21 protein-coding genes are annotated in these 23,006 nt (G+C 70.1%); 10 read left to right on the forward strand and 11 right to left on the reverse strand.

Annotated elements, in window-relative coordinates:
- The first annotated feature begins 40 nt into the window (after positions 1–40).
- Positions 41–415 carry an FKBP-type peptidyl-prolyl cis-trans isomerase gene (locus tag GPZ80_RS22630; RefSeq protein WP_187223009.1) on the forward strand — a complete coding sequence of 125 codons (375 nt, stop codon included), beginning with the start codon at positions 41–43 and terminating at the stop codon, positions 413–415.
- Positions 416–584: 169 nt separating this feature from the next.
- On the opposite strand, the gene GPZ80_RS22635 is transcribed toward GPZ80_RS22630, so the two are convergent.
- Positions 585–1,313, reverse strand: a complete 729-nt coding sequence (locus GPZ80_RS22635; protein WP_312880508.1) for an alpha/beta fold hydrolase — start codon at positions 1,311–1,313, stop codon at positions 585–587.
- A 46-nt stretch (positions 1,314–1,359) separates the two neighbouring features.
- Here GPZ80_RS22635 and GPZ80_RS22640 point away from each other — a divergent pair, with 46 nt between their 5' ends.
- Positions 1,360–2,646, forward strand: a complete 1,287-nt coding sequence (locus GPZ80_RS22640; protein WP_187223013.1) for a cytochrome P450 — start codon at positions 1,360–1,362, stop codon at positions 2,644–2,646.
- Between the two features lie 22 nt (positions 2,647–2,668).
- On the opposite strand, the gene GPZ80_RS22645 is transcribed toward GPZ80_RS22640, so the two are convergent.
- The 4 genes from GPZ80_RS22645 to GPZ80_RS22660 all read right to left on the reverse strand — a co-directional run bounded on the left by GPZ80_RS22645 (position 2,669) and on the right by GPZ80_RS22660 (position 6,142).
- Positions 2,669–3,208 (reverse strand): hypothetical protein, encoded by a 540-nt coding sequence (locus tag GPZ80_RS22645; RefSeq protein ID WP_187223015.1) that lies wholly within the window; start codon positions 3,206–3,208, stop codon positions 2,669–2,671.
- Between the two features lie 210 nt (positions 3,209–3,418).
- On the reverse strand, positions 3,419–4,069 hold the full coding sequence (locus tag GPZ80_RS22650) for a class I SAM-dependent methyltransferase (protein WP_246477353.1): 651 nt from the start codon (positions 4,067–4,069) through the stop codon (positions 3,419–3,421).
- Positions 4,059–5,105 (reverse strand): Gfo/Idh/MocA family oxidoreductase, encoded by a 1,047-nt coding sequence (locus tag GPZ80_RS22655; RefSeq protein WP_222719698.1) that lies wholly within the window; start codon positions 5,103–5,105, stop codon positions 4,059–4,061. The genes GPZ80_RS22650 and GPZ80_RS22655 overlap by 11 nt, the downstream gene beginning before the upstream one ends.
- A gap of 2 nt (positions 5,106–5,107) precedes the next feature.
- The gene (locus tag GPZ80_RS22660) at positions 5,108–6,142 is read right to left on the reverse strand and encodes a transposase domain-containing protein (protein ID WP_187223018.1); all 1,035 of its coding nucleotides are present in this window, start codon (positions 6,140–6,142) and stop codon (positions 5,108–5,110) included.
- 240 nt (positions 6,143–6,382) lie between these two features.
- Between GPZ80_RS22660 and GPZ80_RS22665 the strand changes: the two genes are divergently transcribed.
- Positions 6,383–6,772, forward strand: coding sequence for an SSI family serine proteinase inhibitor (locus GPZ80_RS22665; protein ID WP_187223020.1), 390 nt, complete (start codon positions 6,383–6,385; stop codon positions 6,770–6,772).
- Between the two features lie 435 nt (positions 6,773–7,207).
- Positions 7,208–8,482 (forward strand): nitric oxide synthase oxygenase, encoded by a 1,275-nt coding sequence (locus GPZ80_RS22670; protein WP_312880509.1) that lies wholly within the window; start codon positions 7,208–7,210, stop codon positions 8,480–8,482.
- Here GPZ80_RS22670 and GPZ80_RS22675 read toward each other — a convergent pair.
- Positions 8,455–10,380, reverse strand: a complete 1,926-nt coding sequence (locus GPZ80_RS22675; RefSeq protein ID WP_187223021.1) for a beta-propeller domain-containing protein — start codon at positions 10,378–10,380, stop codon at positions 8,455–8,457. The two genes, GPZ80_RS22670 and GPZ80_RS22675, sit on opposite strands and share 28 nt — an antisense overlap.
- Before the next feature lie 164 nt (positions 10,381–10,544).
- On the opposite strand from GPZ80_RS22675, the gene GPZ80_RS22680 reads away from it, so the two are divergent.
- The 3 genes from GPZ80_RS22680 to GPZ80_RS22690 are packed head-to-tail and all read left to right on the forward strand — an operon-like array spanning position 10,545 to position 12,679.
- Positions 10,545–11,129, forward strand: coding sequence for a DNA-binding protein (locus GPZ80_RS22680; RefSeq protein ID WP_187223023.1), 585 nt, complete (start codon positions 10,545–10,547; stop codon positions 11,127–11,129).
- Between the two features lie 26 nt (positions 11,130–11,155).
- Complete coding sequence (locus GPZ80_RS22685; RefSeq protein ID WP_187223025.1) at positions 11,156–11,809, forward strand: RES family NAD+ phosphorylase; 654 nt, start codon at positions 11,156–11,158, stop codon at positions 11,807–11,809.
- 15 nt (positions 11,810–11,824) lie between these two features.
- Positions 11,825–12,679, forward strand: a complete 855-nt coding sequence (locus GPZ80_RS22690) for a patatin-like phospholipase family protein (protein ID WP_187223027.1) — start codon at positions 11,825–11,827, stop codon at positions 12,677–12,679.
- A gap of 36 nt (positions 12,680–12,715) precedes the next feature.
- Here GPZ80_RS22690 and GPZ80_RS22695 read toward each other — a convergent pair whose 3' ends face one another.
- Together GPZ80_RS22695 and GPZ80_RS22700 are read right to left on the reverse strand one after the other, a co-directional pair.
- Positions 12,716–14,650 (reverse strand): S9 family peptidase, encoded by a 1,935-nt coding sequence (locus GPZ80_RS22695; RefSeq protein ID WP_187223029.1) that lies wholly within the window; start codon positions 14,648–14,650, stop codon positions 12,716–12,718.
- Between the two features lie 93 nt (positions 14,651–14,743).
- On the reverse strand, positions 14,744–15,766 hold the full coding sequence (locus tag GPZ80_RS22700) for a TerC family protein (protein ID WP_187223031.1): 1,023 nt from the start codon (positions 15,764–15,766) through the stop codon (positions 14,744–14,746).
- Positions 15,767–16,033: 267 nt separating this feature from the next.
- On the opposite strand from GPZ80_RS22700, the gene GPZ80_RS22705 reads away from it, so the two are divergent.
- Genes GPZ80_RS22705 through GPZ80_RS22715 form a run of 3 tightly spaced genes read left to right on the forward strand, consistent with a single transcriptional unit; the run spans position 16,034 to position 21,003 of the window.
- Positions 16,034–18,880 (forward strand): alpha/beta fold hydrolase, encoded by a 2,847-nt coding sequence (locus GPZ80_RS22705; protein WP_187223032.1) that lies wholly within the window; start codon positions 16,034–16,036, stop codon positions 18,878–18,880.
- Positions 18,877–19,845, forward strand: a complete 969-nt coding sequence (locus GPZ80_RS22710; protein ID WP_187223033.1) for an ABC transporter permease — start codon at positions 18,877–18,879, stop codon at positions 19,843–19,845. The genes GPZ80_RS22705 and GPZ80_RS22710 overlap by 4 nt, the downstream gene beginning before the upstream one ends.
- Positions 19,846–19,905: 60 nt before the next feature.
- Complete coding sequence (locus GPZ80_RS22715) at positions 19,906–21,003, forward strand: J domain-containing protein (protein WP_187223034.1); 1,098 nt, start codon at positions 19,906–19,908, stop codon at positions 21,001–21,003.
- Here GPZ80_RS22715 and GPZ80_RS22720 read toward each other — a convergent pair.
- The 3 genes from GPZ80_RS22720 to GPZ80_RS22730 form a co-directional block, all read right to left on the reverse strand.
- Positions 21,000–21,464 carry a hypothetical protein gene (locus tag GPZ80_RS22720; RefSeq protein ID WP_187223035.1) on the reverse strand — a complete coding sequence of 155 codons (465 nt, stop codon included), beginning with the start codon at positions 21,462–21,464 and terminating at the stop codon, positions 21,000–21,002. The genes GPZ80_RS22715 and GPZ80_RS22720 overlap by 4 nt on opposite strands.
- Positions 21,465–21,861: 397 nt before the next feature.
- Positions 21,862–22,668 carry a hypothetical protein gene (locus GPZ80_RS22725; RefSeq protein ID WP_187223037.1) on the reverse strand — a complete coding sequence of 269 codons (807 nt, stop codon included), beginning with the start codon at positions 22,666–22,668 and terminating at the stop codon, positions 21,862–21,864.
- Positions 22,665–22,892 (reverse strand): hypothetical protein, encoded by a 228-nt coding sequence (locus GPZ80_RS22730; protein ID WP_312880510.1) that lies wholly within the window; start codon positions 22,890–22,892, stop codon positions 22,665–22,667. Before GPZ80_RS22730 ends, GPZ80_RS22725 begins: the two co-directional genes overlap by 4 nt.
- Between the last annotated feature and the right edge of the window lie 114 nt (positions 22,893–23,006).

A 23,006-nucleotide genomic window follows, 5' to 3' on the forward strand; every position in this document is an offset into this window, starting at 1 on the left:
AAGATGGCCGGGACTGATCCGATAATCGCAAGGAGTGAGCATGGCTTTGCAGAAGCCCGAGGTCGACAAGATCGAGGGCGCCCCGCCCGCGGACCTGGTGGTGGAGGACATCACCGTCGGCGATGGCGAGGAGGCCAAGCCCGGCCAGCTCGTCACGGTGCACTACGTCGGCGTCGCCCACTCGACCGGTGAGGAGTTCGACGCCTCCTGGAACCGCAACGACACGTTCAGCTTCCCGCTGGGCGGCGGCCGCGTCATCGCGGGCTGGGACCGCGGCGTGGCGGGCATGAAGGTCGGCGGCAGGCGCAAGCTGGTCATCCCGCCGCACCTGGGCTACGGCGACCGGGGCGCGGGCGGCGCCATCAAGCCGGGCGAGACCCTGATCTTCGTGGTCGACCTGGTCGGCGTGAACTAGTTCGCACGCCCCCTGGGCTCCCGGTCCGCCGGGAGCCCAGGGAAACGCACCCGCGAGTCCCCAGTTCCCGACAGTGAGTTATCAGTCCAAACGGAAACTCACTGTCGGGAACTGGGGACTCGCGGGTGTGTCGAGGCGGGGCAGGCCTGGCCGGGCCGGGCCGGGAATGTCAGGTGGCCGCGCTGAAGAGTTCCTCCAGCAGCGGACGCAGTGCTTCCGGGTTCTGCACGTGAGGGCTGTGGCCGACGCCGGGAAGGATCACCGGGTCGGGCACCAGCGTGCGCAGGTGGTCCGCCGGGCTCATCGGGTCGGTCTCCCCCGCCGCCAGCCGCACCCGCGCCCGCGCGGCGCCGAGCAGGCCCGGCAGGTCCGGGCGGCCGACGGCGAAGGCGCCGGGGTCGAGGCTCAGCCGCCACCCGTCCTCCGCTTCGACCACCAGCCTGCTGTCGATCGCCGCCGACGGCAGCCCGGCCACCTTGGCCGCGCGGTCGAGGGCTTCCTCGGGTGAGGCGAACAGCCGGGACGGCTTGGCCGCGAGCTGCGCGGACTTCGCCAGGTCCTCAGGGGTCCAGCTCACCTTGATGCCGATACCGCACACCGCGGCCACCGGCACCCCGAACCAGCCGCCCGCCAGAGCCAACCCGACGACACCGCCGAGTGAGTGGCCGAGCACGACGACCAGCCCGTCGACCGAGCCCGCGACCTCGGCGGCGAGTCCGCCGAAGGAGTATCGGGTCAGGGCGGGCGAGTGGCCGTGGCCGGGCAGGTCGGGGGCGACCCAGCGGCCGGGCCACAGCGGCGTCACGCCCTTCCACACCTCGGCGGTCGCGCCCAGGCCGTGCAGCAGCAGCAAGGTCGGCCCGTCGACGCCGCCCCGCGAGACGTACAAGTTGTCCACGTGCCGATCTTGCCGCACGCGCCGCCCGGCGGTACAGAATGCGGGCATGGACGCCGCGCCGATTCTCGACCCGGACACCTACGTGACCGCCGTGCCGCACACCCTGCTGGCAGGCCTTCGCGGGGAAAGCGCCGTCCGGTGGGTCGAGGAGCCCGACGGCCCCGGGTTCTGGGCGGTCCTGCGGCACGCCGAGGTGCGCCACGTCCTGCGCACGCCGGAGGTCTACTCGTCGCGCCTCGGGGCGACGCAGATCCGCGATCCCGAGCCCGAGGCCCTGGCCTACGTGCGCCGGATGATGCTCAACCAGGACCCGCCGGACCACTCACGCCTGCGCGGCCTCCTGACCAAGGCGTTCACCCCGCGCGCGCTGGCCCGGCTGGCCGACCGGATCGACGGTTGGGCGCGTGACCTCGTCGCCCGGGCGGTGCAGCGCGGCGAGTTCGACTTCGCCAAGGACGTCGCCGCCGACCTGCCGCTGCTGACCCTGGCGGAGGTCTTCGGCGTGCCCGCCGAGGACCGGTGGCTGATGTTCGACTGGAGCAACCGGGTGATCGGCTTCCAGGACCCCGAGTACGCCGTCAGCGACACCGAGGGCGCGGGGTCGACCGACCTGGCCCGGCAGGCGCTGCGGCTGCGACCGAAACCGGGGGCCGACGGGCGGATGCCCGACCCGCGGACTCGGGACGGGATGCCCGACCTCTACGCCTACGCCAACGGGCTCGGCGAGATCAAGCGCTTGCATCCCGGCGAGGACGTCATGAGCACCCTGATGTCGCATGTGGACGAGGAGGGCGGCAGGGTCTCGATCGAGGAATTCGAGAATCTCTTCTGGCTATTCTCGGTGGCGGGCAATGAGACGCTCCGCAACGGCATTCCGGGTGGAATGATCGCTTTGTTGTCCCATGTGGACTCTTATCGCCGACTCAAAGCCCAACCCGAGCTTCTGCCGAGCGCCGTCGAGGAAATGCTGCGGTGGTGGACACCGGTGATGCATTTCCGCCGGACGGCCACAGTGGACACCGAACTCGCCGGGACACCGATCGCCGCGGGCACGAAGGTGGTCGTGTGGTTCTCCTCGGCGAACCGCGACGAACGAGTCTTCCCCGACCCCGACCGGTTCGACATCACCCGCAAGGGCGCAGAACACCTCAGCTTCGGCCACGGCCCGCACTTCTGCCTCGGCGCACATCTCGCGCGGGTGCAGATGCGGGCGATGTTCCGGGCGGTGCTGGACCTGCCGTACCGGTTGACTCACGCGGGCGAGCCGGTACGGCTGCGGTCGAACTTCCAGAATGGGATCAAGAGCCTGCCGCTGACCACGGCCGCGTGGTGACGGCCGTGGTCACCGGGTCAGGTCAGCAGCCGCCGCAGTTGTAGTACGTGACATCCCAGTGGTTGCTCTCGAGGTAGTAGATGTTGCCCGAGCCGGAGCGCCACTTGTTGCCGCCGATGTAGCTGAAGTTGTTGCGGATGTAGTTGCCCACGCAGGTGTAGAGCGAGTAGTCGAGCTTGTAGCCGTTCCAGTGGCTGTAGGTGCCGCTGGCGTGGCCGGTCTCGGTGCCCCCGGTGATGTTGAGCGCGCAGCCGGACGCCCGCTTGAGCGTCTCCGCGCCCTGGACCGTGGTCAGGTTGATCTGCTCGAAGGACGTGCAGGTCGAGTTGTAGCGGTTGCTGCAGTTGCCGCTGGAGGACCAGGTGATGCCTGCGGCGCGGAACCGGGCGGCGGCCTCGCTGTGGGAGAGCTTGGTGACCAGCACGCTCATCGGCGTCGCCGCCGACGGGGTGAACACCCGGTCCCGCTCCTCCACGGCGGCGGAGGCCTGCCCGGTGGCGAATAAGGAGCCGAGGATGGCGACCGCGGCGACGATCGCGGCCTTGATCGGGGTGGTGCGCATGGAGTGTCCTTTCGGTGGGCAGCCCTCACCGACCCGGGGCGCTCCGGGTGTCGGAGGGTGTGCGGCAGCGGCGGGAACGCTTGTGCCCCAACGGACGCGGTGGGGACGACAGGGGAACGTCCGGTGGCGCGGCTAGCAAGAACGAGCGTAACCGGCAGACATCCATCCACAGCTGCGACGACTGGAAGTTTCCCGAGCGTTCGTCACAAGTCAGGGGGTCGCGACGAACGCGTAGTGGGCGTGGACCGCTTCCTGGCCGGTGTAGTTCGGGCCCGCCGCCGCATCGGCGCCGAGGTAGGCGTACGGCAGTCGCACGTCGCGACCACCCCGCAACGAGACGCGTCGCCGCCTGCTGTCGTAGTCGAAACCGGCCGCGCGCAGGGCGCCGGTGAGCCGCCTCCCCCACGGTTGCCCGGAAGGGTCACGCACCGCCGCCGCGTCGAAATCGGCGACGAGCAGTCCGTCTTCGGCGAGCCAGGTCGCGGCCCTGGCCAGCAGACCGAGACGGTCGCCGACGTAATGCAGCCCGTGGACGCAGGTGATCAGGTCGAACCGGCCGTCGGTCTCCCAGTCGGAAAGCGAGGCCACCAGCAGGTCCACCCGCCCGGCCGAGGGTGCGAAGCAGTCCACCAGGTCGACCCCGACCAGCGGCACGTCGCCCACCAGCCCGGCGGCCTCGATCAGCGCGCGACCGCTGCCGCAGCACAGATCCAGCCACCCTCCCGCGCCCGCCGACGCGACCGGGTCCACGCCGAGCTCACGGCGGTAGGAGTCCAGGCCACGCCCGCGGTTCATCGCGTTGTTGGCGACCACCGACGACCGCGCGAGCGTCGCGTCGTCGACCAGGCCGTCAGAGCTCAACGGGCACCCCGGTGGCCGCGGACCGCAGCGCCGCCTCAAGCGTGTCCACGACCACCACCGACTCCGCGGGCGGCACCGGCGGCGGGCCGTCCCCGCGGACGCACGCGGAGACGGCCTGGTAGAACGCCAGGTAGTCGCCCTTCTCCGTGGGCACCTTCCGCACGCCGTCGTCGGTAAGGACTTCGCCCCACTGCGACTCCGGGTACTCGCCGAAGCCCGCGTCCGTGGGCAGCGTGCCCTCCACGGACGCCTTCTCCTGCGGGTCAAGTCCCCAGCCGCGGTATCCCGCGTCCGCACCCACCACGATGAACCGGGGCGCGACCGGCATGGTCACGCTGCTCATCCGCAGGTAGGAGCGCACGCCGTTCGCGTGGGTCAGCAGGACCGTGGCGTCCTGCGCGACGGGGGCCGCCGGGTTCGGCGACCGGGTCTCGGCATGGACCGACACCGGCTTGCCGAACAGCACGACCGCCTGGTCGACCAGGTGGCTACCCAGGTCGTAGAGAATGTCGGCGAGGTCGGCCGGGTCGGCGCTGACCTTCCACGATGTGCGCGCCTTGCGAGACGCGCGCTCGAACCGCGACTCGAAGCGGCCGATCTCGCCGAGGTCTCCGTCGGCGACCAACCGACGGACGGTGCGGAAGTCGCCGTCCCAGCGCCGGTTCTGGTACACCGTGAGCATCCGGCCCGCCCGCTCGGAACGCTCCACCAGGTCGCGGATCTCCGCGCCGGTCGCGGCCACCGGCTTGTCGACGACCACCGCCATCCCCGCGTCCAGCGCGGCGCGCGCCTGCTCGACGTGGAACCGGTTGGGCGAGGCCACCACCACGACGTCGATATCCGACCGCCGCCACAGCTCGTCCACAGTGGACAACACAGTCGCGTCCGGATACCGCCTCCCGACTTCCGCGGCCCGCTCGGCCGAACCGGTCACCACCGCGCCGACGCTCAGTCCGTCGGCCGCCTCGACGAAGGGGGCATGGAAGGCGCGGCCAGCAAGGCCGTAACCGATGATCGCTACTCGGAGGTCGTCCACCCTCACATTCTTTCAGCCATCGCGTCCTTACCGTCCCACCGCCACGACTGGACCGCCTGGTAGACGCACAACATCGCCCAGAGCTCCTGCGCGACGCCGTGCGGGTCCTGCGACCGCAGTGCCACCGACTCGGTCTGCAGCGCGTCGAACACCGCCGCGAACCGCCAGCGCTCCCGGTGCAGCGCCGTCAACTCCGCCGCGGGCGCCCGCTCCGGGTCGACCAGTGTGGTGACCAGTGCCGTGTCGCTCGACTGGATCACCCGCACCGCGATGGAGCGCGCCATGGGGTCGCGCTCCGGCAGCAGCCGCGAGAGGTACGACTGGTCCGACAGCACCCGTAACCGGGGCAGGTCGACCGTCTCGCCCACCCGCCACAGCAGGTGCGCGCCCTGCTCCCCCGCCGACCGCCACACGTCGTATGCGGCCTCCGCGCGGTGCGCGACGACAAGCGTGTCCGGCGCGATCGTGCTGATGAGCCGGGCGTCGAGGTCGGCGTCCGAGCCGCCGACGGCGACGTCGAGCAGCGCGCCGTCGCCGTGCGCGGCGAGCGCCGCCATCCGCACCTCGGCGGTGTCGAACGCGGCGAGGTTGGCCGCCGTGTCCGGCACGTCGATCGTGCCGCCGTCGAGCGTGCAGACCCGCAGACCGCGCCACACGGCCGGGGTGTCGAGGTCGGCGACCGCCCGGCGCAGGAACAGCCTGCGCATCACTTCCGACCCTAATCGCTTGCGCGCCTTGGTGATCGACCCGGTGCTCGGCTCCGCGCGCTTGCCCGTGGTGATCCCGGCCCACCGCATGCCCGTGGTGAGCCGGGTGAGGACGGCGTCGTACCCGGAGCCGCCGAAGAGCCACATGGCGAGACTGAAATAGACCATGGTGCGCGCGGGCAGCGCTCTGGAGCGCTGCTCGCGCACCCCGGCCGCATCGATGGCGGCGTCGACCTCGTCCGGGGGAAACGCCTTGATCAGCATCCCGATGGCGATGCGGTCGGACAAACGGTCGCGCGAGGCTTTGGACGCGCGTGTTATCCCACCCACTTATAGGACCTTTCACCCGATGTACGTCTAAGGAAGTACCCTATCCGACCCGATGTGTCGGAGATTGCGGCGCCATGAATAGCACTGATCGACCCGTCGGCGCGATACCCCCCGGCTGGAAAAGCAAATTCGGATCGGCCTAAGCTGAAGATTCGTCCGGCCGTCGAGCGCGGCGCGGACACGGTTTCCGGCGCACCCATTCGAGCGGAAACCGCTCCGTCGGAGAAGGAGTGTTCATTCATGTTCCGCAAGATGCTCATCGGTGCATTCGGCATCTCCGTCGCGGTGGTCTGTGCCCCCGCGGCGAGCGCGCACCACGTGCTTCCCCAATCCGCCGCCCTCGTCCTCACCGTGACGGGGGCGGATTCGCCTGCCGTGACCGGCACGCTGCAGTGCGGCCCCGCAGGCGGCAAGCACCGCAAACCCGCGGCGGCCTGCCGCGAGTTGTCGCTGGTCGACGGCGACTTCGACAAGCTCAACGTCGACCCGGACCGGGCCTGCACGCTGCAGTACGACCCCGTCCACGTCACGGCCACCGGGCATTGGAAGGGCAAGAAGGTCGACTTCGCCACGAGCTACGGCAACCCGTGCCAGTTCGCGGTGACGACCGGACCGGTGTTCGCCGTCTGACTCGCGGAGATCGTTCCGATCGGGCTGTGCCGTGCCCGATCGGATGGTGACAGACCGGTGGGCCACGCCCGCCGGTCTGTTTGCGTTCGGGGACGACCACATCGTTACTCCGTTGACGCATAGTCACCCATTCACCGCATTGATACCACCGGATCGAACGAATGCGGAGAATCGCGTTACTGATTGTGGCATCAAAAGGACGTGATCAACGCCACGTCCACGTCCATATTTCGGCGACTGGTTGACGAGTCAACTTGCGTCTGGGTGACGCCAACAGTGAATCCGGGTGCATATATCCGCATGCGAGGGAAGACGAACGTTGTTCAACCGAACAAACGGCGCAGATTTCACTCGACCGGCCGTGCGTCCTCCGGGTGACGTCCAAACGAGTGAGAGGTGGAGTCAGGGCGTCGAGTACGAGGTAGTTTCTCGCGAGTGACTGGTGAGATCTGGGCGTTACCTAGCGGGAACGACACGACGAAGCCACCGGAGCCAAGCCGTGGCCTCGCCGATCTCGACCAGGCCGAGGAGTTCCTCGAGCTCTTCCACGCGGAGAACCCCGCCGCCGGTCCGCTGTCCGAGCGGGTCCGCTGGGTCCGCGCGGAGTTCGAACTGACCGGCACGTACCGGCACACCAGCGCGGAGCTGGAGTTCGGCGCTCGGGTCGCCTGGCGCAACAGCGCCCGCTGCATCGGCAGGCTCTACTGGCGAAGCATGCGGGTCCGCGATCTCCGGGCGGTGCGCGCGCCCGCGGAGGTCGCCGAGCAGTGCGTCGAGCACCTGCGGATGGCCACCAACGGCGGCAAGGTCCGGCCGCTGATCACGATCTTCGCGCCGGACGCGCCGGACGCGCCCGCGCCGAGGATCTGGAACGAGCAGCTGATCCGCTACGCCGGTCACCGGCGGCCCGACGGCACCGTCCTGGGCGACCCACGCTACGTCGGTTTCACCGCCGCCGTGCGAGACCTGGGCTGGGCGCCCGAGGGCGCGCCCGGCGCGTTCGACGTGCTGCCGCTTGTCGTCTCCGGACGCGACGAGGGCACGGTCGTGCACCCGCTGCCGCGCGACGCGGTCCAGGAGGTCGAGCTGCGGCACCCGGATCACCCGTGGTTCGCCGAGCTGGGCCTGCGGTGGCACGCGGTGCCCGCGATCAGCTCGATGCGTCTGTCGATCGGGGGCGTGGACTACCCGGCCGCGCCGTTCAACGGCTGGTACATGGGCACCGAGATCGGCGCGCGCAACCTCGCCGACCACGACCGGTTCGACTTGCTGCCCACCGTCGCGGAGCGGCTCGGGCTCGACACCAGCCGGGAGGCGTCGCTGTGGCGTGACCGCTCCCTCGTCGAGGTCAACGTCGCGGTGCTGCACTCGTTCGCCGAGGCCGGCGTGGCGATCACCGACCACCACACGGAGTCCGCGCGGTTCCTCACCCACGTGGAGCGCGAGGAGAAGGCGGGGCGCACCTGCCCGGCCGACTGGAGCTGGATCGTGCCGCCGATGTCCGGCGGGATCACCCCGGTCTTCCATCGGTACTACGACACGGAGTCCCTGCGCCCGGAGTTCGTGGCCGACGAGTCGGCCACACGGACCGCGTTGAGCGGGGTGCCGCCGCGGTTCCCCGAGTCGACCGATGGGCCGATCCCGTGGTCCTACCTGCACACCCCGCTCCCGCGGCGCGAGCATCAGGTGAACGGCACCCAGGCGCTCTGAGTCAAGGTGTCGAGGTCGCTGGCGAGCATCCCGCTGCCGGACACGGTCCACAGCATGCCGCCGACCACCAGCGACCGGCGGATCTGCACGTCGCCGTACTGGGTTCCGAGCGGGTGGGTGAGCCGCCCCGCCTCGGTCAGCGAATCACCCTGCAGGCGCAGGACGACGGCCGCCGACCGATGGGTGGGTCCGGCTTCGTTCAACGGAAGCACGACGAGTCCTTTAGCCGCCCAATAGAGGAAGGCGTGCGGCTCGAACTCGACCTCGGACGTCGCCCCGGCCACGTGGAAACCGGTGACTTTGCGCGCCTGGGCGGACTTCGTGTCGAACAATGACACCTGCGTTCCGGTGGCACGGCCCTGTTCGGTCGCCTCTTGGCCTACACCGAGCAGCCGTCCGTCGCCGACCGGATGGAGGTATGCCGAGTACCCGGTGATCTTCAGCTCGCCGGTGGTCCTCGGCTTCGTCGGGTCGGACAGGTCGACGGTGTAGAGCGGGTCGGTGCGGCGGAAGGTCACCACATAGCCGGTGTCGCCGATGAACCGCACCGAGTGGATGCGCTCGGTCTTGCCCAGCCCGTCGAGCCTGCCGATCTCGGCGAGTTCGGCGCCGCGCCTGGTCAGCACGACGACGGAACTGGAGGATTCCTTGCTCTGGTCGCAGCAGCCGGGGTCGTCCATGGTCGTGGCGATCCGCAGGTTCCCGCGGTGTTCGGACAGCGAGTACTGGTTGAGCAGGGTGCCGCGAACCATCCCGGAGGCCTGGTAGACGGGCTTGCCGGGCTTGGCGATGTCGAACTGGTGCACGGTGGTCGTCGACGCCTGCGGGAGGCCGGGCATGGGCTTGCCGCGGCCGTCGGCGGGCAGGATACCCGCGTGCGACTGGCGGTCGTCGGCGACGTAGAGGCTGTTCGCGGTGCCGTAGACGGTGTCGCCGTCGGCGGCGAGGCCCACACCGTCACCGATGCCGAGACTTCCGAGCATGTCGAAACTGAGCACCGACAGTGTGGAGGTGCCGGTGTAGTCCCCGGGCCTGCTCAGCGCGGTGCAGTCGTAGAGCGGCCCTTCGGCGGGGGTGCCGGGGCTGTGCCGCGGGATCCAGTCATCGATCTTGGACTTCTCGATGACCTCCTTGTTGCGCCGGGTCGCCTCGGCCTCGTCGATTCCCTGCGTGGGCATGACGAACGGCAGCCGGGGCTGCGAGCGCACGACAACCCGGGCCACGGAGCCGACCTGGCGCGCGTCGATGTACGAGCCGTCGACGGTCAGCGAACCCGTGATCCGGGCGCCGCCCGCGAGGTCGACCTGCACGAGGGTGAGCCGCCCGCCATGCATGGTCGGATGCGGGCTGTCGTAGGCGATGGCGTCGTTGGGGTAGGCCGTGACCAGCGCGCGGTCGCCGTCGAGCAGCATCGCCGATGGCTGGCCGTCGGGGATCTTCAGCGTGGCGGTGACCGTCTTGGTGGCCGCGTCCACCACGCGCAGCGTGCCGTCGACGATGCTGACGATCCGCTTGCCGTCGGTCTTGACCAGGTCCGGCTCGTCGGCGGCGGACTCGTGGTTGTTGGTCCCGGAGTACTCCCCCGGCGCCGCCGCGTCCTTCTGCTGCGCCGAGCCTTCCGCCGGTGCGGCGCCCCGCTCCATCAGCATCGGCGACTCGAAGCCGTACGGCCCGACCTTCTTCACCCCGGCGGCCTTCAGCTCGGCCAGTGCCTTGTCGCACGAGTCGAACGCCACCAGACGCACGGCCGAGGCCTCGACGACCCCCGGTCGGTGGGCCTTGTCGGCGGTCTTCTGCCCGCCCACCCAGTACGCGGCGCCAATGACGCCCGCTCCCGCCACGGCGATGGCCACCGTGGCGACGCCGATCCGGGGAAGTCTCCGTAAGTCGCTGCTCATGTGCCAAGGACGAAGCGGTGGGGCAACGAGGTTGCATGGAAGCCGGACAACTGTCAGTGTTTGACCTTGAGCGGAAAGTGGCGATCTACGTTACTTTCTCCCGGAATCCGGTGAACTCCCCCACAAATGCGCACGAACCCGCACATTCGGGATACTCTAGGCGCATGACTGTCGCGTTGGAGACCGTACTCGCCAAGGCAGGCCTGCGCATCGGCCCGGCGGAGTTCGCCGAGATGATCGAGGAAGCCACCCGTCGGCTCTCCCCGGCCACGCCGGACCCAGCCGACTACTTCTCCGCCGAGCAGCGGGACACCCTCACCGAGGTCGGACTCGACCTGACCCCACGCCGTCCCGACGAGGTCGACTCGCGGGCGCGCGCGGTGGCCGCCCAGACAGTCCTGCGCGATTCCGCGCTGACCGTCGGCGACGCGGCCCAAGCCGTGGGCGTCGACACCAGTCGCATCCGCCACCGGCTCTCCGCGGGCAGGCTCGCGGGCTGGAAGGACCGCGGCGGCTGGCGGCTGCCCGCCTGGCAGTTCGCCGCCTCCGGCGTCCTGCCCGGCCTCGACGTCGTGCTGCGCTCAGTCCCCTCGGACCAGCCGCCGCTCGTGGTGGCCGCGTTCATGACCACCCCCCAGCCCGACCTGCGGATCAACGACGAGCCCGCGACGCCGCGGCAGTGGCTGCTCGCCGGTGGCGACCCCACCCGGGTCGCGGCCCTGGCCTCGATGCTCGGCACACCGGCCTGACCCTGCGAAGACTGGACCAACGCACGATGTCACGGCTCCCCCAGCCGCCGGTTCCCGCTGCCCTCAAAACGTTGCTGCGTGTCGATGAGGACGTCGTCGCCGTCCACAGTGGAACGCACTTGGTCCGCGTCTTCGCGGCGGGCGGCGCGCACCGGCAGCGCTGGAACTCCTTCCGCTACACCGGCCCCCTGCCACACGCCCGGTTCGACCCCCACCCGGTCAACCGCGACGGAGGCCCGACAACCGAGTCCGGCCACGGCGCGCTCTACTTCGGACTGACAGTGCGCACCAGCGTCGCGGAGGTGTTCCAGCAGACCTCGGTCGTCGACCGCTCGACCCGCCGCCCGCACCTGGTGGTGTTCCGGCCGCAGCGCACCCTGCGCCTGCTGGACCTGTGCGGGCTGTGGCCGACCCGGGCGGGCGCGTCGCAGGAGATCAGCAGCGGCAACAAGACCGTCACCCAGGCGTGGGCCCGGGCGATCCGCTCGGCGCACCCGGAACTGGACGGGGTCTGGTACAGATCGTCCATGGACAGCGGTGAGCCGGCGATCTGCCTGTGGGACCCGCCCGCGCGCGGCACCCTGCCGACGTCACCGGACCTGCTGCTGCCGCTGGACTACCCAGGCTTGGACCTGCCGCTGGCTCGCATCTGCGAGGAGCTCAACTACACGCTCCTCTGAAAGGTTGGGATCGCCATGGATCTGCCGCGCCCCATCGGCTTCGTCCTCGGTGGCGGGGGCAGCCTCGGCGCGATCCAGGTGGGCATGCTGCGCGCGCTCGCCGAACGCGACATCATGCCGGACCTGGTCACGGGGACGTCGGTCGGCTCGCTCAACGGAGCCCTGATCGCTCAGGCGGGCTCGCCACCTATTGAGCGGCTCACCGATATCTGGTCGCGGATGACTCGGCAGGCGGTGTTTCCGGGGACGTTGCTCGGACAGGTGCGAACGTTCCAGCGAACCAAGACGCACCTGTTTCCCAGTGACGGGTTGGCGGCGGTGGTCTCCGAACATCTCGGCGGTGGGGTGGCGTTCGAGGACCTGCGGCTTCCGCTCGGGGTGGTGGCGATGGACGTGGCGACCGCGCGGCCAGTGCTGATCCGCTCGGGCCCGGTCGCCCCTGCTGTGCTTGCCAGTGCGGCGATTCCTGGCATCTTCTCGCCGGTGGAACACGAAGGTCGCGTGCTCTACGACGGGGGCGTCGTGGCCAACGTGCCGATGCGGCAGGCGATCGCGATGGGGGCTCGGTCGTTGGTGGTGCTGGATTGCGCGTTTCCCGGTCGGCTGCCTGAGGTGCCGCGCGGGATGGCGGAGATCGTGCTGTACATGGCGATGGTGTCGATGCGGCAGCAGGCGGTGTTGGAGGCGCCGTTGGTGGCCGCTGAGGTGCCGGTGGTGTATTTGCCGGGGCCGCCGTTGATTCGGGTGACGCCGTTGGACTTCACGCATACGCCGGAGCTGATTGGTGAGTCCTATGTGGTCAGTAGTGCGTTTCTGCACGGGCTGACGGTTTCCGGGCCCGGTCTCTACGGGGCTCCGGGCCGGGTGTGACTCACGTATCGTCCACAGGGTTTCCGGGTCGCCCACTCACAAGTGGCGGCCGAACCACTCCAGTACCGCCTCGAAGCGTTGCTTGCGGTGGCGGGGTTGGCCCGACCGGGTCAGTTCGTGGCCCTCGCCCGGGAAGATGAGCATCTCCGCGGGAACGCCGTTGCGGCGCAGCCGGACGAACATCCGCTGTGCCTGTTCCAGTGGGCACCGGTAGTCGTGTTCGGAGTGGACGAGTGCGATCGGCATGTCGATCTTGGCCGCGTGCGTCAGCGGGCTCATCGCCTTGAGGGCGTCCGGGTCCGTGCCGCAGTAGGCCTCGGCGAACCACCAGCCGATGTCCGACGTGCCCTCGAACGACTCCCACGAGTTCAGCGCGCGCTCGCTCCACGCGGCCTTGAACCGTGAGCCGTGGTGAGCCGCCAGCCAGCTGGTCATCCAGCCGCCGTAGGAGCCGCCCATCACGCCGACACGGTTGGGGTCCAGGTCGGCGCGTTCGAGGACCGCGTCCAATACCGACAGCACGTCGTCGACGTCGACTGTTCCCATGGCGCCGATGACGGCTCGGCCGTGGGACTGGCCGTACCCGGCTGAGCCGCGCGGGTTCGGCAGCACCACCGCATACCCCGCGGCGGCGTAGACCTGGGCTTCGTCGTACAGGCCCCAGCCGTGGTACATGAACGGGCCGCCGTGGACCGCCAGGAGAACGGGGTGCGGGCCCTCGCCTTCCGGCAGCACCAACCACCCGTGGGTGGCGTAGCCGTCGGGCGCGGAGGCCTTGACCTCGATGAGTGGGCGCACCCCGGCGGCGCGCAGCGGACCGGAGAAGTCGGTAAGGGCGCAGGTCTCGTCGCCGGTCACGAGCACGACCTCGCCCGCGGAATCCCAAGTAGACAGTGAGACGACGATCCGCTCGCCGTCCGCGGTGAATCCCTTGACCATGCCTTGGTGTCCGGCCACCAGGGTCAGTTCCGAAAGTGTGGCCCCGGCCGCTCCCGTGGCGACCCGGCGCAGCTCGATCGCGCCCTGGTTCCGCACGCCGACCAGCACGCCGGCGGCGGTCACCAGCGGCTTGCCCGCGGCGACGTCGCAGTCGACGGTCTCGGAGTCGGTGAGCCTGCGCGGCTCCCCCGGCACGCCGTCCAGGCGCAGCGGGACCGCCCACAGTCCCGTGTTGTTGGCGACCGCGGCCGTCCCGGCGAACGCCTCGCCGAGGTAGACCACCATGCCGTCGTCGGTGACCACCGGATGGTTCGCGGAACCGGCGCTGCGGGCGAGCAGGATAGGGCTGCCCCCCTCGGCGGGCACCGCCCACAGGTCGACGTTGAGGGTGTCCTCGATGCCCCAGTCGCGCCTGGCGCGGACGACGACGTGCTCACCGGACGGCGTCCACGCGGGCTCCGCCACCTCGGCGGCACCCTCGGTCAGCACGACCGGCTTGGCGTCCGGGTCGGCACTGTCCACGACGAACAGCTGGATCGGACGGTCGGCAAGGTAGCCGCTGTCGTCGAACCGGTAGTCCAGCCGGTCGATCCACCGCGGCGCCTCGGACGGCGGGTCGGGCGTGCCGTCCGGCCCGTCGGCCCCGTAGCGGCCGGCGTCGGGGATGCGCGCGGTGAAGGCGATCCGCCGGGAGTCGGGTGCCCACACCGGGGTGCCCGCGCCCAGCGGCAGGTCGGTGACCTGGCGTGCCTCGCCACCGTCGACCGGAATCACATAGACCTGTGGCTTGACACCGGGCCCCGTGGTGCGCAGAAACGCGACCTGACTGCCGTCCGGCGAGATCGCCGGGGCGACGTCGCGGAAGCCCTGGGTGAATTCCCGGGATTCCCCGCCGTCGATCGGAATTCGGCGCAGGCCGCCACGGTAGGAGTTCGCCTCGAGATCCGGGGTCGACACTCCCACCAGCAGCAACTCGCCACGCATCGCGGGCGCACCTGGCGCCGCCAGCAGTTCGATGTCTTCTGGACGCACCAGCCGACCGTACCGGACAGTCACCTGGCCGATGGACGATTGATTATTCCCATACCCGCCACAGAAATATGGGAGCAGCTATTCAGCCCGTTCTCAGTGCTTCTGTGCGGCGGGCTCAGTCAGGTCCGATTCGTCCTCGGCGTCATTGGCTTCCGTCTTGCGCGATTTGATGAGGCTCGCGACGGTCGTGACGACCAGGACACCCACGATGACCGACAGCGAGACCTGGATGCCGATGGTCGGGACGCCCAGCGGCTCGCCGCCGTTGATGAACGGCAGCGTGTTGGTGTGCAGCGCCTCGAGTACCAGCTTGACGCCGATGAAGCCGAGAATGATCGCCAGGCCCACCGACAGGTAGACCAGCTTGCGCAGCAGGCCGCCCAGCAGGAAGTACAGCTGGCGCAGCCCCATCAGGGCGAAGGCGTTGGCGGTGAAGACCAGGAACGGTTCCTTGGTGAGACCGAAGATGGCCGGGATCGAGTCGACCGCGAACAGCAGGTCGGCGGTGCCGATGGCGATCATGACGATGAACATCGGGGTCACGAACCGCTTGCCGTCGAGCTTCACGATCGACTTGGCACCGTGATAGTTGTCCGTGACCGGGAACAGCCTGCGGACGAATCGCGTCATCGCGTTCTCTTCGTATTCCTCGTCCTCGCCGAGCCCCTGCCGCGACAGCTTCCAGGCGGTGTAGATGAGGAACAGGCCGAACAGGTAGAACACCCAGCTGAACTTGGCGATCGCCACCGCGCCGACGGCGATGAAGATGCCGCGCATCACCAGGGCGATCACGATGCCGACGAGCAGCACCCGGTGCTGGTGGATCTTCGGCACGGCGAACGCCGACATGATGATCAGGAAGATGAACAGGTTGTCCACCGAGAGCGAGTACTCGGTGATGTAGCCGGCGAAGAACTCACCCGCGTACACCGGTCCGGAGAAAGCCCAGACGGCACCGCCGAAGGCGAGAGCGCAGCCGATGTAGAAGGCGACCCACCGACCTGCTTCGCCGATGGTGACCTCGTGGGGTTTGCGGTCGACGATCAGCAGGTCGATCGCGAACAGGACGAGCAGGCCGCCGATCGTGGCGAACCAGGCCCAGGCAGGAACTGCCATTGATTTAACCTCCGGTGTACGGGCAAGCGCCGAGCACCGGAGGTCTCTTCCGCCGGACAACTCGTCCGACCGCCGGCCCCGGGTCCCCGAAGGGTCCGTGTTGACGACACCGGCGCGAAGGAATACTCCCCTCCGAGCACATACTTCTGCCGATTGTTCCTTGTCAGGTGCCAAGACACCAGCGGGGGGCCCGGGTCGGGGGCTTGTGATTGGTCACAGCCGCCCTGCTGGGAACGCTCTCAGCAAGTCTCGAATACCTTCGTCAGCGTGCCCAGCTTTCCCCGAATCCGCCCGAGACAGGTGGCCACCGCCCTGCTCGTGGCCGCCGTCGCCGCCGCAGGCATCGTCTGGCTGAACCGAGGTGACGAGCCGCCCCCGGTGCAGACCCACGAAGCCCTCCTGGCCCTGCCCGGCGGGCCTGGCGAGACCGCCCCGGTGTCCCTCGACACCACCCTCTACCTGCCCGAACGTACCCCGGCGCCTGCTGTGCTCGTCGCGCACGGGTTCGGCGGCAGCAAGCTGAGCGTCGACGCCGACGCGCGCGAACTCGCCCAGCGCGGCTTCGTCGTGCTGACCTGGTCGGCCCGCGGCTTCGGCCGCAGCGGCGGCCGGATCGCGCTGAACTCCACCGACCACGAGGTCGCCGACGCCCGCGGGCTCGTCGACTGGCTGGCGAAGCGGCCCGAGGTGATCCTCGACGGCGAAAATGACCCGAAAGTGGGAGTCACCGGCGGGTCGTACGGCGGGGCGCTGTCGCTGCTGCTCGCGGGGACCGACAAGCGGGTCGACGCGCTCGCCCCGGTGATCACCTACAACGACCTGAGCCAGGCGCTGGTGCCCAACTCGGCGACCCTCGGCGAGGTCGCTGGGTCGCCCTCGGCCAACGCCTTCGCCGACGACGGCGTGTTCAAGCGGTCGTGGGCAGGGATCTTCTTCGCCTCCGGCATGGGCGCCGCGGGCCTGGCGAACCCCTCGGCGGAGGCCACCGAGGCGGGCGACGAGGAGCCCAGGGACTCGGGCGGGGCGGCGGCGCCGGTCGACGTGGGCAGGCCGGACCGGCTGCCCACGCCCGACGACGGCAACCCGTGTGGACGGTTCGTGGAGTCGGTGTGCCGCGCGTACGCGCAGGTCGCGACGACCGGGCGGGCCGACCAGGCCACGATCGACCTGATGCGGTCGGTCTCGCCGAGCTCGGTCACCAAGAACATCACCCAGCCGACGATGCTGGTGCAGGGCGAGCAGGACACCCTGTTCGGCCTCGACCAGGCCGACGCCACCGCCCGGCAGATCAGCGCGGCGGGCGGCGAGGTCAAGGTCGTCTGGTACACCGGCGGCCACGACGGCGGCAAGCCCGGACCGGGTCTGCGCGGCGAGATCGCGGACTGGTTCGACTTCCACCTGCGCGGCCTCGGCGACGACCCCGGCACCCCGTTCGAGTACGCGGTCCAGGGCGCGCTGCGGGCCCAGGGCGCGCCGTCGGTGCGCACCGTCACCGCGAGCGGGTATCCCGGCCTGACCGGGGGCCCCGCCACCGAGCGCAGGGCCGTGCGGGTCGACGGGGTGGCGCAGACGATCGTGAACCCGCCGGGCGGCAATCCGGCGTCGATCAGCAGCATGCCCGGGCTCGGCTCGGTCATCAGCGGCTCGGCCCGGCTAGCAGGCCGGGTGGCGATCGACCTGCCCGGCCAGTCGGCGCGGTTCGCCAGCCCGCCGCTCGACCAGCAGCTGCTGATCGCGGGGGCGTCGACGGTCCGGCTGCGGGTCTCGACGGTGCCGAACCTGCCCGCGCCCGACGGCGCGGTGCTGTTCGCCAAGCTCTACGACGTGGGTCCGGACGGTGTGCGGACCCTGCCCGGCTCCGCTGTGTCCGCGTTCCGCGTTCCCGGGCTGCCCACGGATGGCACGCCGGTGGAGGTGACGGTGGCGCTGCCGGGGATCGTGCGGCCGATCGAGACCGACCACCGCATCGAGCTGGTCGTGACCACGACCGACCAGGCGTACGCGACGCCATCGCAGGCCGCCGCGTACAAGGTCGAGCTGGCGTCGGATACTTCGGTGCAGGTGCCCGTGGTCGCGGGCGCGCGGTCGAGTTCGGCTCCCCCGGCGGGTCCGCTGATCGGCATCGGGATCGTGCTCGGCATCGGGCTGATCGCCGGGATCGTCGGGATGATCCGCAGGCGCCGCGAGGACGACGTCGACGCGGAGCTGACCGAGGTGCCGCTGGTGATCGAGAACCTGTCCAAGTCCTACCCGGGCGGGTTGCGGGCGGTCGACTCGCTGTCGTTCCGGGTCGAGCGCGGCCAGGTCCTGGGTCTGCTGGGGCCCAACGGCGCGGGCAAGACGACGACGCTGCGGATGCTCACGGGCCTGATCTCGCCCAGCGACGGGCAGATCCGGGTGTTCGGCCACAAGATCCACTCCGGTGCGCCGGTGCTGTCGCGGATCGGGTCGTTCGTCGAGGGCGCGGGCTTCCTGCCGCACCTGTCCGGGCGGGCGAACCTGGAGCTGTACTGGGCGGCGACCGGTCGTCCGGTCGAGCGGGCGCACTTCGCCGAGGCGCTGGAGATCGCGGGGCTGGGCAACGCGGTCGAGCGCAAGGTCCGCACGTACAGCCAGGGCATGCGGCAGCGGCTGGCGATCGCCCAGGCGATGCTCGGGTTCCCGGACCTGATGGTGTTGGACGAGCCGACCAACGGGCTCGACCCGCCGCAGATCCACCAGATGCGCGACGTGCTGCGGCGCTACGCGGCCACCGGCCGCACCGTGCTGGTGTCGAGCCACCTGCTCGCCGAGGTGGAGCAGACCTGCGATCACGTCGTGGTGATGCACCGCGGCAAGCTGGTCGCGGCCGGCTCGGTCGACGAGATCGTGGCGGGCGGCGGCGAGGCGACGTTCCGGGTCGACGACCCGGAGTCCGCGGCCGAGGCGCTGCGCGGGGTCACCGGGATCAACGCGGTGACCGTCGAGGGGTCCCTGGTGCACGCGGACCTCGACGGACTGCCGCGCTCGGCTGCGCTCAGCGTGCTGGTCAAGGCGGGGGTGGCGGTCGAGCAGGCGGGCCCGCGCAGGCGCCTTGAGGACGTCTTCCTCGAACTGGTCGGAGAGGGATCATGAACGAGAACGGCCACAAAGACGTTCCCGTGGTAATTCACACGAACGTGTCGACTGTCCACACCGACCCGGCGGCGATCGACGAGATGGCGGTGGCGGCGGGCAAGGAGTCCACCGGGTTCGGCCCGGACGGGTCGGTCGAGGGCTTCCGGCAGGGCCGCACGCTGCCGTTGCGGGTCGAGCTGGTCCGGCAGCTGCGGCGTCGGCGCACGCAGTTCCTGCTGGCGTTCCTGGTGGTGCTGCCGTTCCTGCTGTGGGCCGCGTTCGAGTTCGGCTCGTCGGACAACGCCCGACGCTCGGGCGGGTTCGTCGACCTGGCCACGGCCAGCGCGCCGAACTTCGTGGTGTTCATCCTGTTCGCCACGGGCAGCTTCCTGCTGCCGATGATCGTCGCCCTGTTCTTCGGCGACACCATCGCCTCGGAGGCGTCGTGGTCGAGCCTGAAGTACCTGCTGTCGATGCCGGTGCCCCGGCAGCGGCTGCTGCGGCAGAAGGCGATCTCGTCGGGTCTGCTGTCGCTGCTGTGCCTGGTGCTGCTGCCCGCGGTGGCGCTGGCGGTGGGGATCGTCTTCTACGGCACCGGTGAGGCGGTCAGCCCGACGGGCGACGCGGTGTCGTTCGAGGACTCGATGCTGGCGCTGGTGTTCTCGATCGCGTACATCTCGGTCAACCTGCTGTGGGTGGCGGCGCTGGCGCTGTTCCTGTCGGTCACCACGGACGCGCCGCTGGGCGCGGTCGGCGGCACGGTGCTGGTGTCGATCCTGTCGCAGATCCTCGACCAGATCACCGCGCTCGGGGACCTGCGGGATTACCTGCCGACCCACTGGTCCTTCGCCTGGTCCGACCTGATCGCCACCGACATCGACTGGTCGAACATGACGAAGGGCGCGTTCTCCGCGGTCACGTACGCGGCGGTGTTCTTCTTCCTGGCCTCCCGCCGCTTCCGCACCAAGGACATCACCAGCTGACCCGCGAGTCGGGTGGGGTGTGCGGGCGACGGGGCGGGGAGAGTCTGAAATGATCGCGCTGTGGCGGAAGTCGACTACTACGAGCTACTCGGCGTGCGCAGGGATGCGTCGGCGGTCGAGATCAAGTCGGCGTATCGGGCGCTGGCGAAAGTCATGCATCCCGACGCGGGCGGGACGGCTGGGACGTTTCGTCTGCTGAAGACCGCCTACGAGACGCTGGCCGACTCCCGCAAGCGGGCCGAGTACGACCGGGGTGACCGGGAGCGGCCCGCACCCGAGGTGCCCAAGCCGCGGGCGCGCAGGCGGATGTACCGGGACGAGCCGGTGTACACCCCGCGGGGCTGCGACCTCCCGCCCGCGTCGCTGTCCTGGTGGCACCTGACCAAGCACCAGCCGCGCATCGGCTACGTGCGCACGCCGGGGCACGCCCCCGCCGCCGCCGCGCTGATCGGCACGGCGCTGCTGACGATTCCGCTGCTGCTGCCGGGCGAGCTGCCGACCGCCGTGCTGGTGTGCTGGCTCGCGCTGGTCGTGACCGCGCTGGGCGCGATGATCCGGTTGCTGCGGTCGTACCTGTCGGCGGCCAGGGCCAACCGGTCGGCGCTGGCGGAGTTCGGCGAGCGCACGGTGTTCGGAGTGGCCGACGACGAGCCGGTCGGTGAGCGGCTGACCAGCGAGATGCTGGTCAACTACCTGGCCAGGCTGCCCGGAGCCCGCGTGTTCCATGGGCTGTCGCGGCCGGGATCGGTGTTCGCCGACATCGAGCACGCCGTCCTCTGTGGACACCGGCTGGTGCTGGTGGAGTCGAAACTGTGGCTGCCCGGCCACTACGAGATCGACGACGACGGTTCCCTGTGGCGCAACGGCCACGCCTTCCGCGGCGGCACCACCAACTTGTTCGACGCGGTGGCGGCCTTCCAGGACCACCTGCCGGACGTCGACGTCCGCGGGGTGCTGCTGCTGTACCCCAACCGCCGCGGCCCCCTGACCGCCGACGACGCACCGGGCCTGGGCGTCTCGGCCATGGTCCCGGACCAGTTCGTCCAGGACATCGGCGACTGGCTCTCCGTCGACTGCGCTTTGGTGGACCAGCGGATCCTGCGCAAGGTCCGCGCCCGCGTAGTGCGGGAACCGGACGCGGCCTCCGCCTCGGCTTAGCGCGTCCTGCGGCCGATCAGCAACGCGGCCGAGCCGTGGGTGAGCATCTCGACTCCGGGGTCGAGGGGAACGTGCGCCCCGCTTGAGGCGTTCTCGTCGGAAAGCGCCAGACACCAGCCGGGCACTTTGAGCACGATCTCGTCCATGGCGCGGCAGTCTGCCGCACCGCGTGTCCAGCCTTCGACCGCACTGACCTGCGTGCTCAGGCGAACAATCGCGTTGTGGTGTGCGGTGTCCACCGAAGACACTGAGCCGTGCTCATCCTGGAACCGGTCATTGAAACGTTCGACACGCGCGACTTCGCCTGCTGGCCGGTGGCGCATCCAACCGACGGCCTGGTCTGTCTCTCGGCGGAGATGACCGCCGCGGAAATCGGTGTCGCGGTGGCCGCGATGGTGCCGCGTGAGGTCGCCCAGGATCAGGAACCCGTCAAGCTGCTCCGCGGCGTCATCGGCGCGCAAGCCCTGATCGTCTCCGGCGGCCTGCGGGCGCGCGATGCCGAGACCGGGGTGAGCATCGCGCCGAGTTGCCGCTGTGGGCTGGAGACCTGGCGCGAATGGAGTTCCGTGCTGGACGGTGGGGCAGCCATGGCTCGGGCACTCGCCCGCACCTTGGGTCGAGCACGTCGACGGCGGTGTGCGGATCTGGTCCGACGGCGGGTTGGGCGAGGACGAAGCTCCTTGGCCCCGTGAGCAGATCGCCGTACCGCTCGATGCCTTCAGCGCCGCGCTCGACCAAGCGCACCTGAACCGGCTCGGCTTCCTCAGCGCGGCGCGTCGGTGGGCCCAGGCGCTTTCCCCTGACACGGCCGGTGATCTGGAAGCCAAGCTGGACAGCGGCCTCCAGATCACCGGCCGCCTAAGCGCTCAGCGCGAGGCCAAGCGGGCCCAGTTGGTCGCTCACGCCCGCCTTCGCCGCCAGCTCCACCAGCCGCTTGCGCTGGGTCGGTGTCAGCGCGTTCACCGCCGTCGCGAGTCGGTTCAGGCCCGCTTCGTCCAACGCCGCCAGCACCGGCAGGACGTCGTCGCCGAGTTCTTCCTGGGTCGTGGCGTCCGCGCTGATCACCACGTCCAGCACGTCCGGGATGCGTGAGTCCGGGACCATCGCGAAGATCGCCGCGAACCGGTCGTCGTCCTCGCCGTACACCGCGGTGCGCAGGATCGCGTCGGCGTCGAGTTCCTGGACCACGACGCGGAGAGTCGCCTCGGGCAGTTCGCCGATGAACCGACCCATGCTGACGTAGTCGCCGCGGTCGGTCAGTTCCATGCCGACCTCGACCACCTTCGCCGCGGGCAGTGCCGCGAGCACCCCGGCGGCCCGGCGCGGGTCCAGTTCGGCGGCGACGTCGGCGAGGAATCCGACCGGGAGCCTGCCCGCCATCTCGACAGCCCGCTCCGGCTCCAGGACACCGGCTATCCGGGCGCACAGCAGCGGGCCGAACGACTTCTGCGCGACGGTCGTGGTGACCGCCACCGGGACGAGTCTGCTAGCCGCGGCGATGCGTTCGAACATGCCGCGGTTGGCGCTGAACAGGACGTCGGTGGCGCGTTCGCGGATGACCCGCAGGTCTTCGAGCGGGAGGTCCGCGAGGTAGGAGAACCGCTCGGGTTCGTCACCGAGGAGCCTGGCCAGCTTCACCAGCTCCGCCCGGATCTTGGCGCTCACAGGCCGATCACCTTGCGGACCAGCGGCCGGACCAGCCGGGGCACCTGCTTGAGCGAGTCGTCGGCCGCCTTCGCCAGGCTTTCGCGCTGACGCCTGCGCGCGTCGCGCAGGGCGGCGGTGAGATCGCCCAACGCCTCCGCGTCGAGTGCCTCGACCCTGGCGGGCAGCTCCGACCGGAACTGCGCGCGCAGCTCCGCCACCACCTCGTCACCCTGTCGCGTCACGCGAAACCTCCCATTCATCCGGCTCCACGTTAAGTCATCACCTGTCGCTGGCGGTGGCACCGCTCCGAACGTCACTTAGAGCTACCTACCAGTTCCGAGCCGCCCATATGTCAC

The sequence above is a fragment of the Actinokineospora xionganensis genome, from assembly GCF_014323725.1.
GTDB classification, from domain to species: Bacteria; Actinomycetota; Actinomycetes; order Mycobacteriales; family Pseudonocardiaceae; genus Actinokineospora; species Actinokineospora xionganensis.

What these genes read in the sequence shown, in the direction of transcription:
- GPZ80_RS22630 (WP_187223009.1), top strand. Translation starts at nt 41, where the DNA reads ATGGCTTTGCAGAAGCCCGAGGTCGACAAGATCGAGGGCGCCCCGCCC.
- GPZ80_RS22640 (WP_187223013.1), top strand. Translation starts at nt 1,360, where the DNA reads ATGGACGCCGCGCCGATTCTCGACCCGGACACCTACGTGACCGCCGTG.
- GPZ80_RS22645 (WP_187223015.1), bottom strand. Translation starts at nt 3,208, where the DNA reads ATGCGCACCACCCCGATCAAGGCCGCGATCGTCGCCGCGGTCGCCATC.
- GPZ80_RS22665 (WP_187223020.1), top strand. Translation starts at nt 6,383, where the DNA reads ATGTTCCGCAAGATGCTCATCGGTGCATTCGGCATCTCCGTCGCGGTG.
- GPZ80_RS22675 (WP_187223021.1), bottom strand. Translation starts at nt 10,380, where the DNA reads ATGAGCAGCGACTTACGGAGACTTCCCCGGATCGGCGTCGCCACGGTG.
- GPZ80_RS22680 (WP_187223023.1), top strand. Translation starts at nt 10,545, where the DNA reads ATGACTGTCGCGTTGGAGACCGTACTCGCCAAGGCAGGCCTGCGCATC.
- GPZ80_RS22685 (WP_187223025.1), top strand. Translation starts at nt 11,156, where the DNA reads ATGTCACGGCTCCCCCAGCCGCCGGTTCCCGCTGCCCTCAAAACGTTG.
- GPZ80_RS22690 (WP_187223027.1), top strand. Translation starts at nt 11,825, where the DNA reads ATGGATCTGCCGCGCCCCATCGGCTTCGTCCTCGGTGGCGGGGGCAGC.
- GPZ80_RS22700 (WP_187223031.1), bottom strand. Translation starts at nt 15,766, where the DNA reads ATGGCAGTTCCTGCCTGGGCCTGGTTCGCCACGATCGGCGGCCTGCTC.
- GPZ80_RS22710 (WP_187223033.1), top strand. Translation starts at nt 18,877, where the DNA reads ATGAACGAGAACGGCCACAAAGACGTTCCCGTGGTAATTCACACGAAC.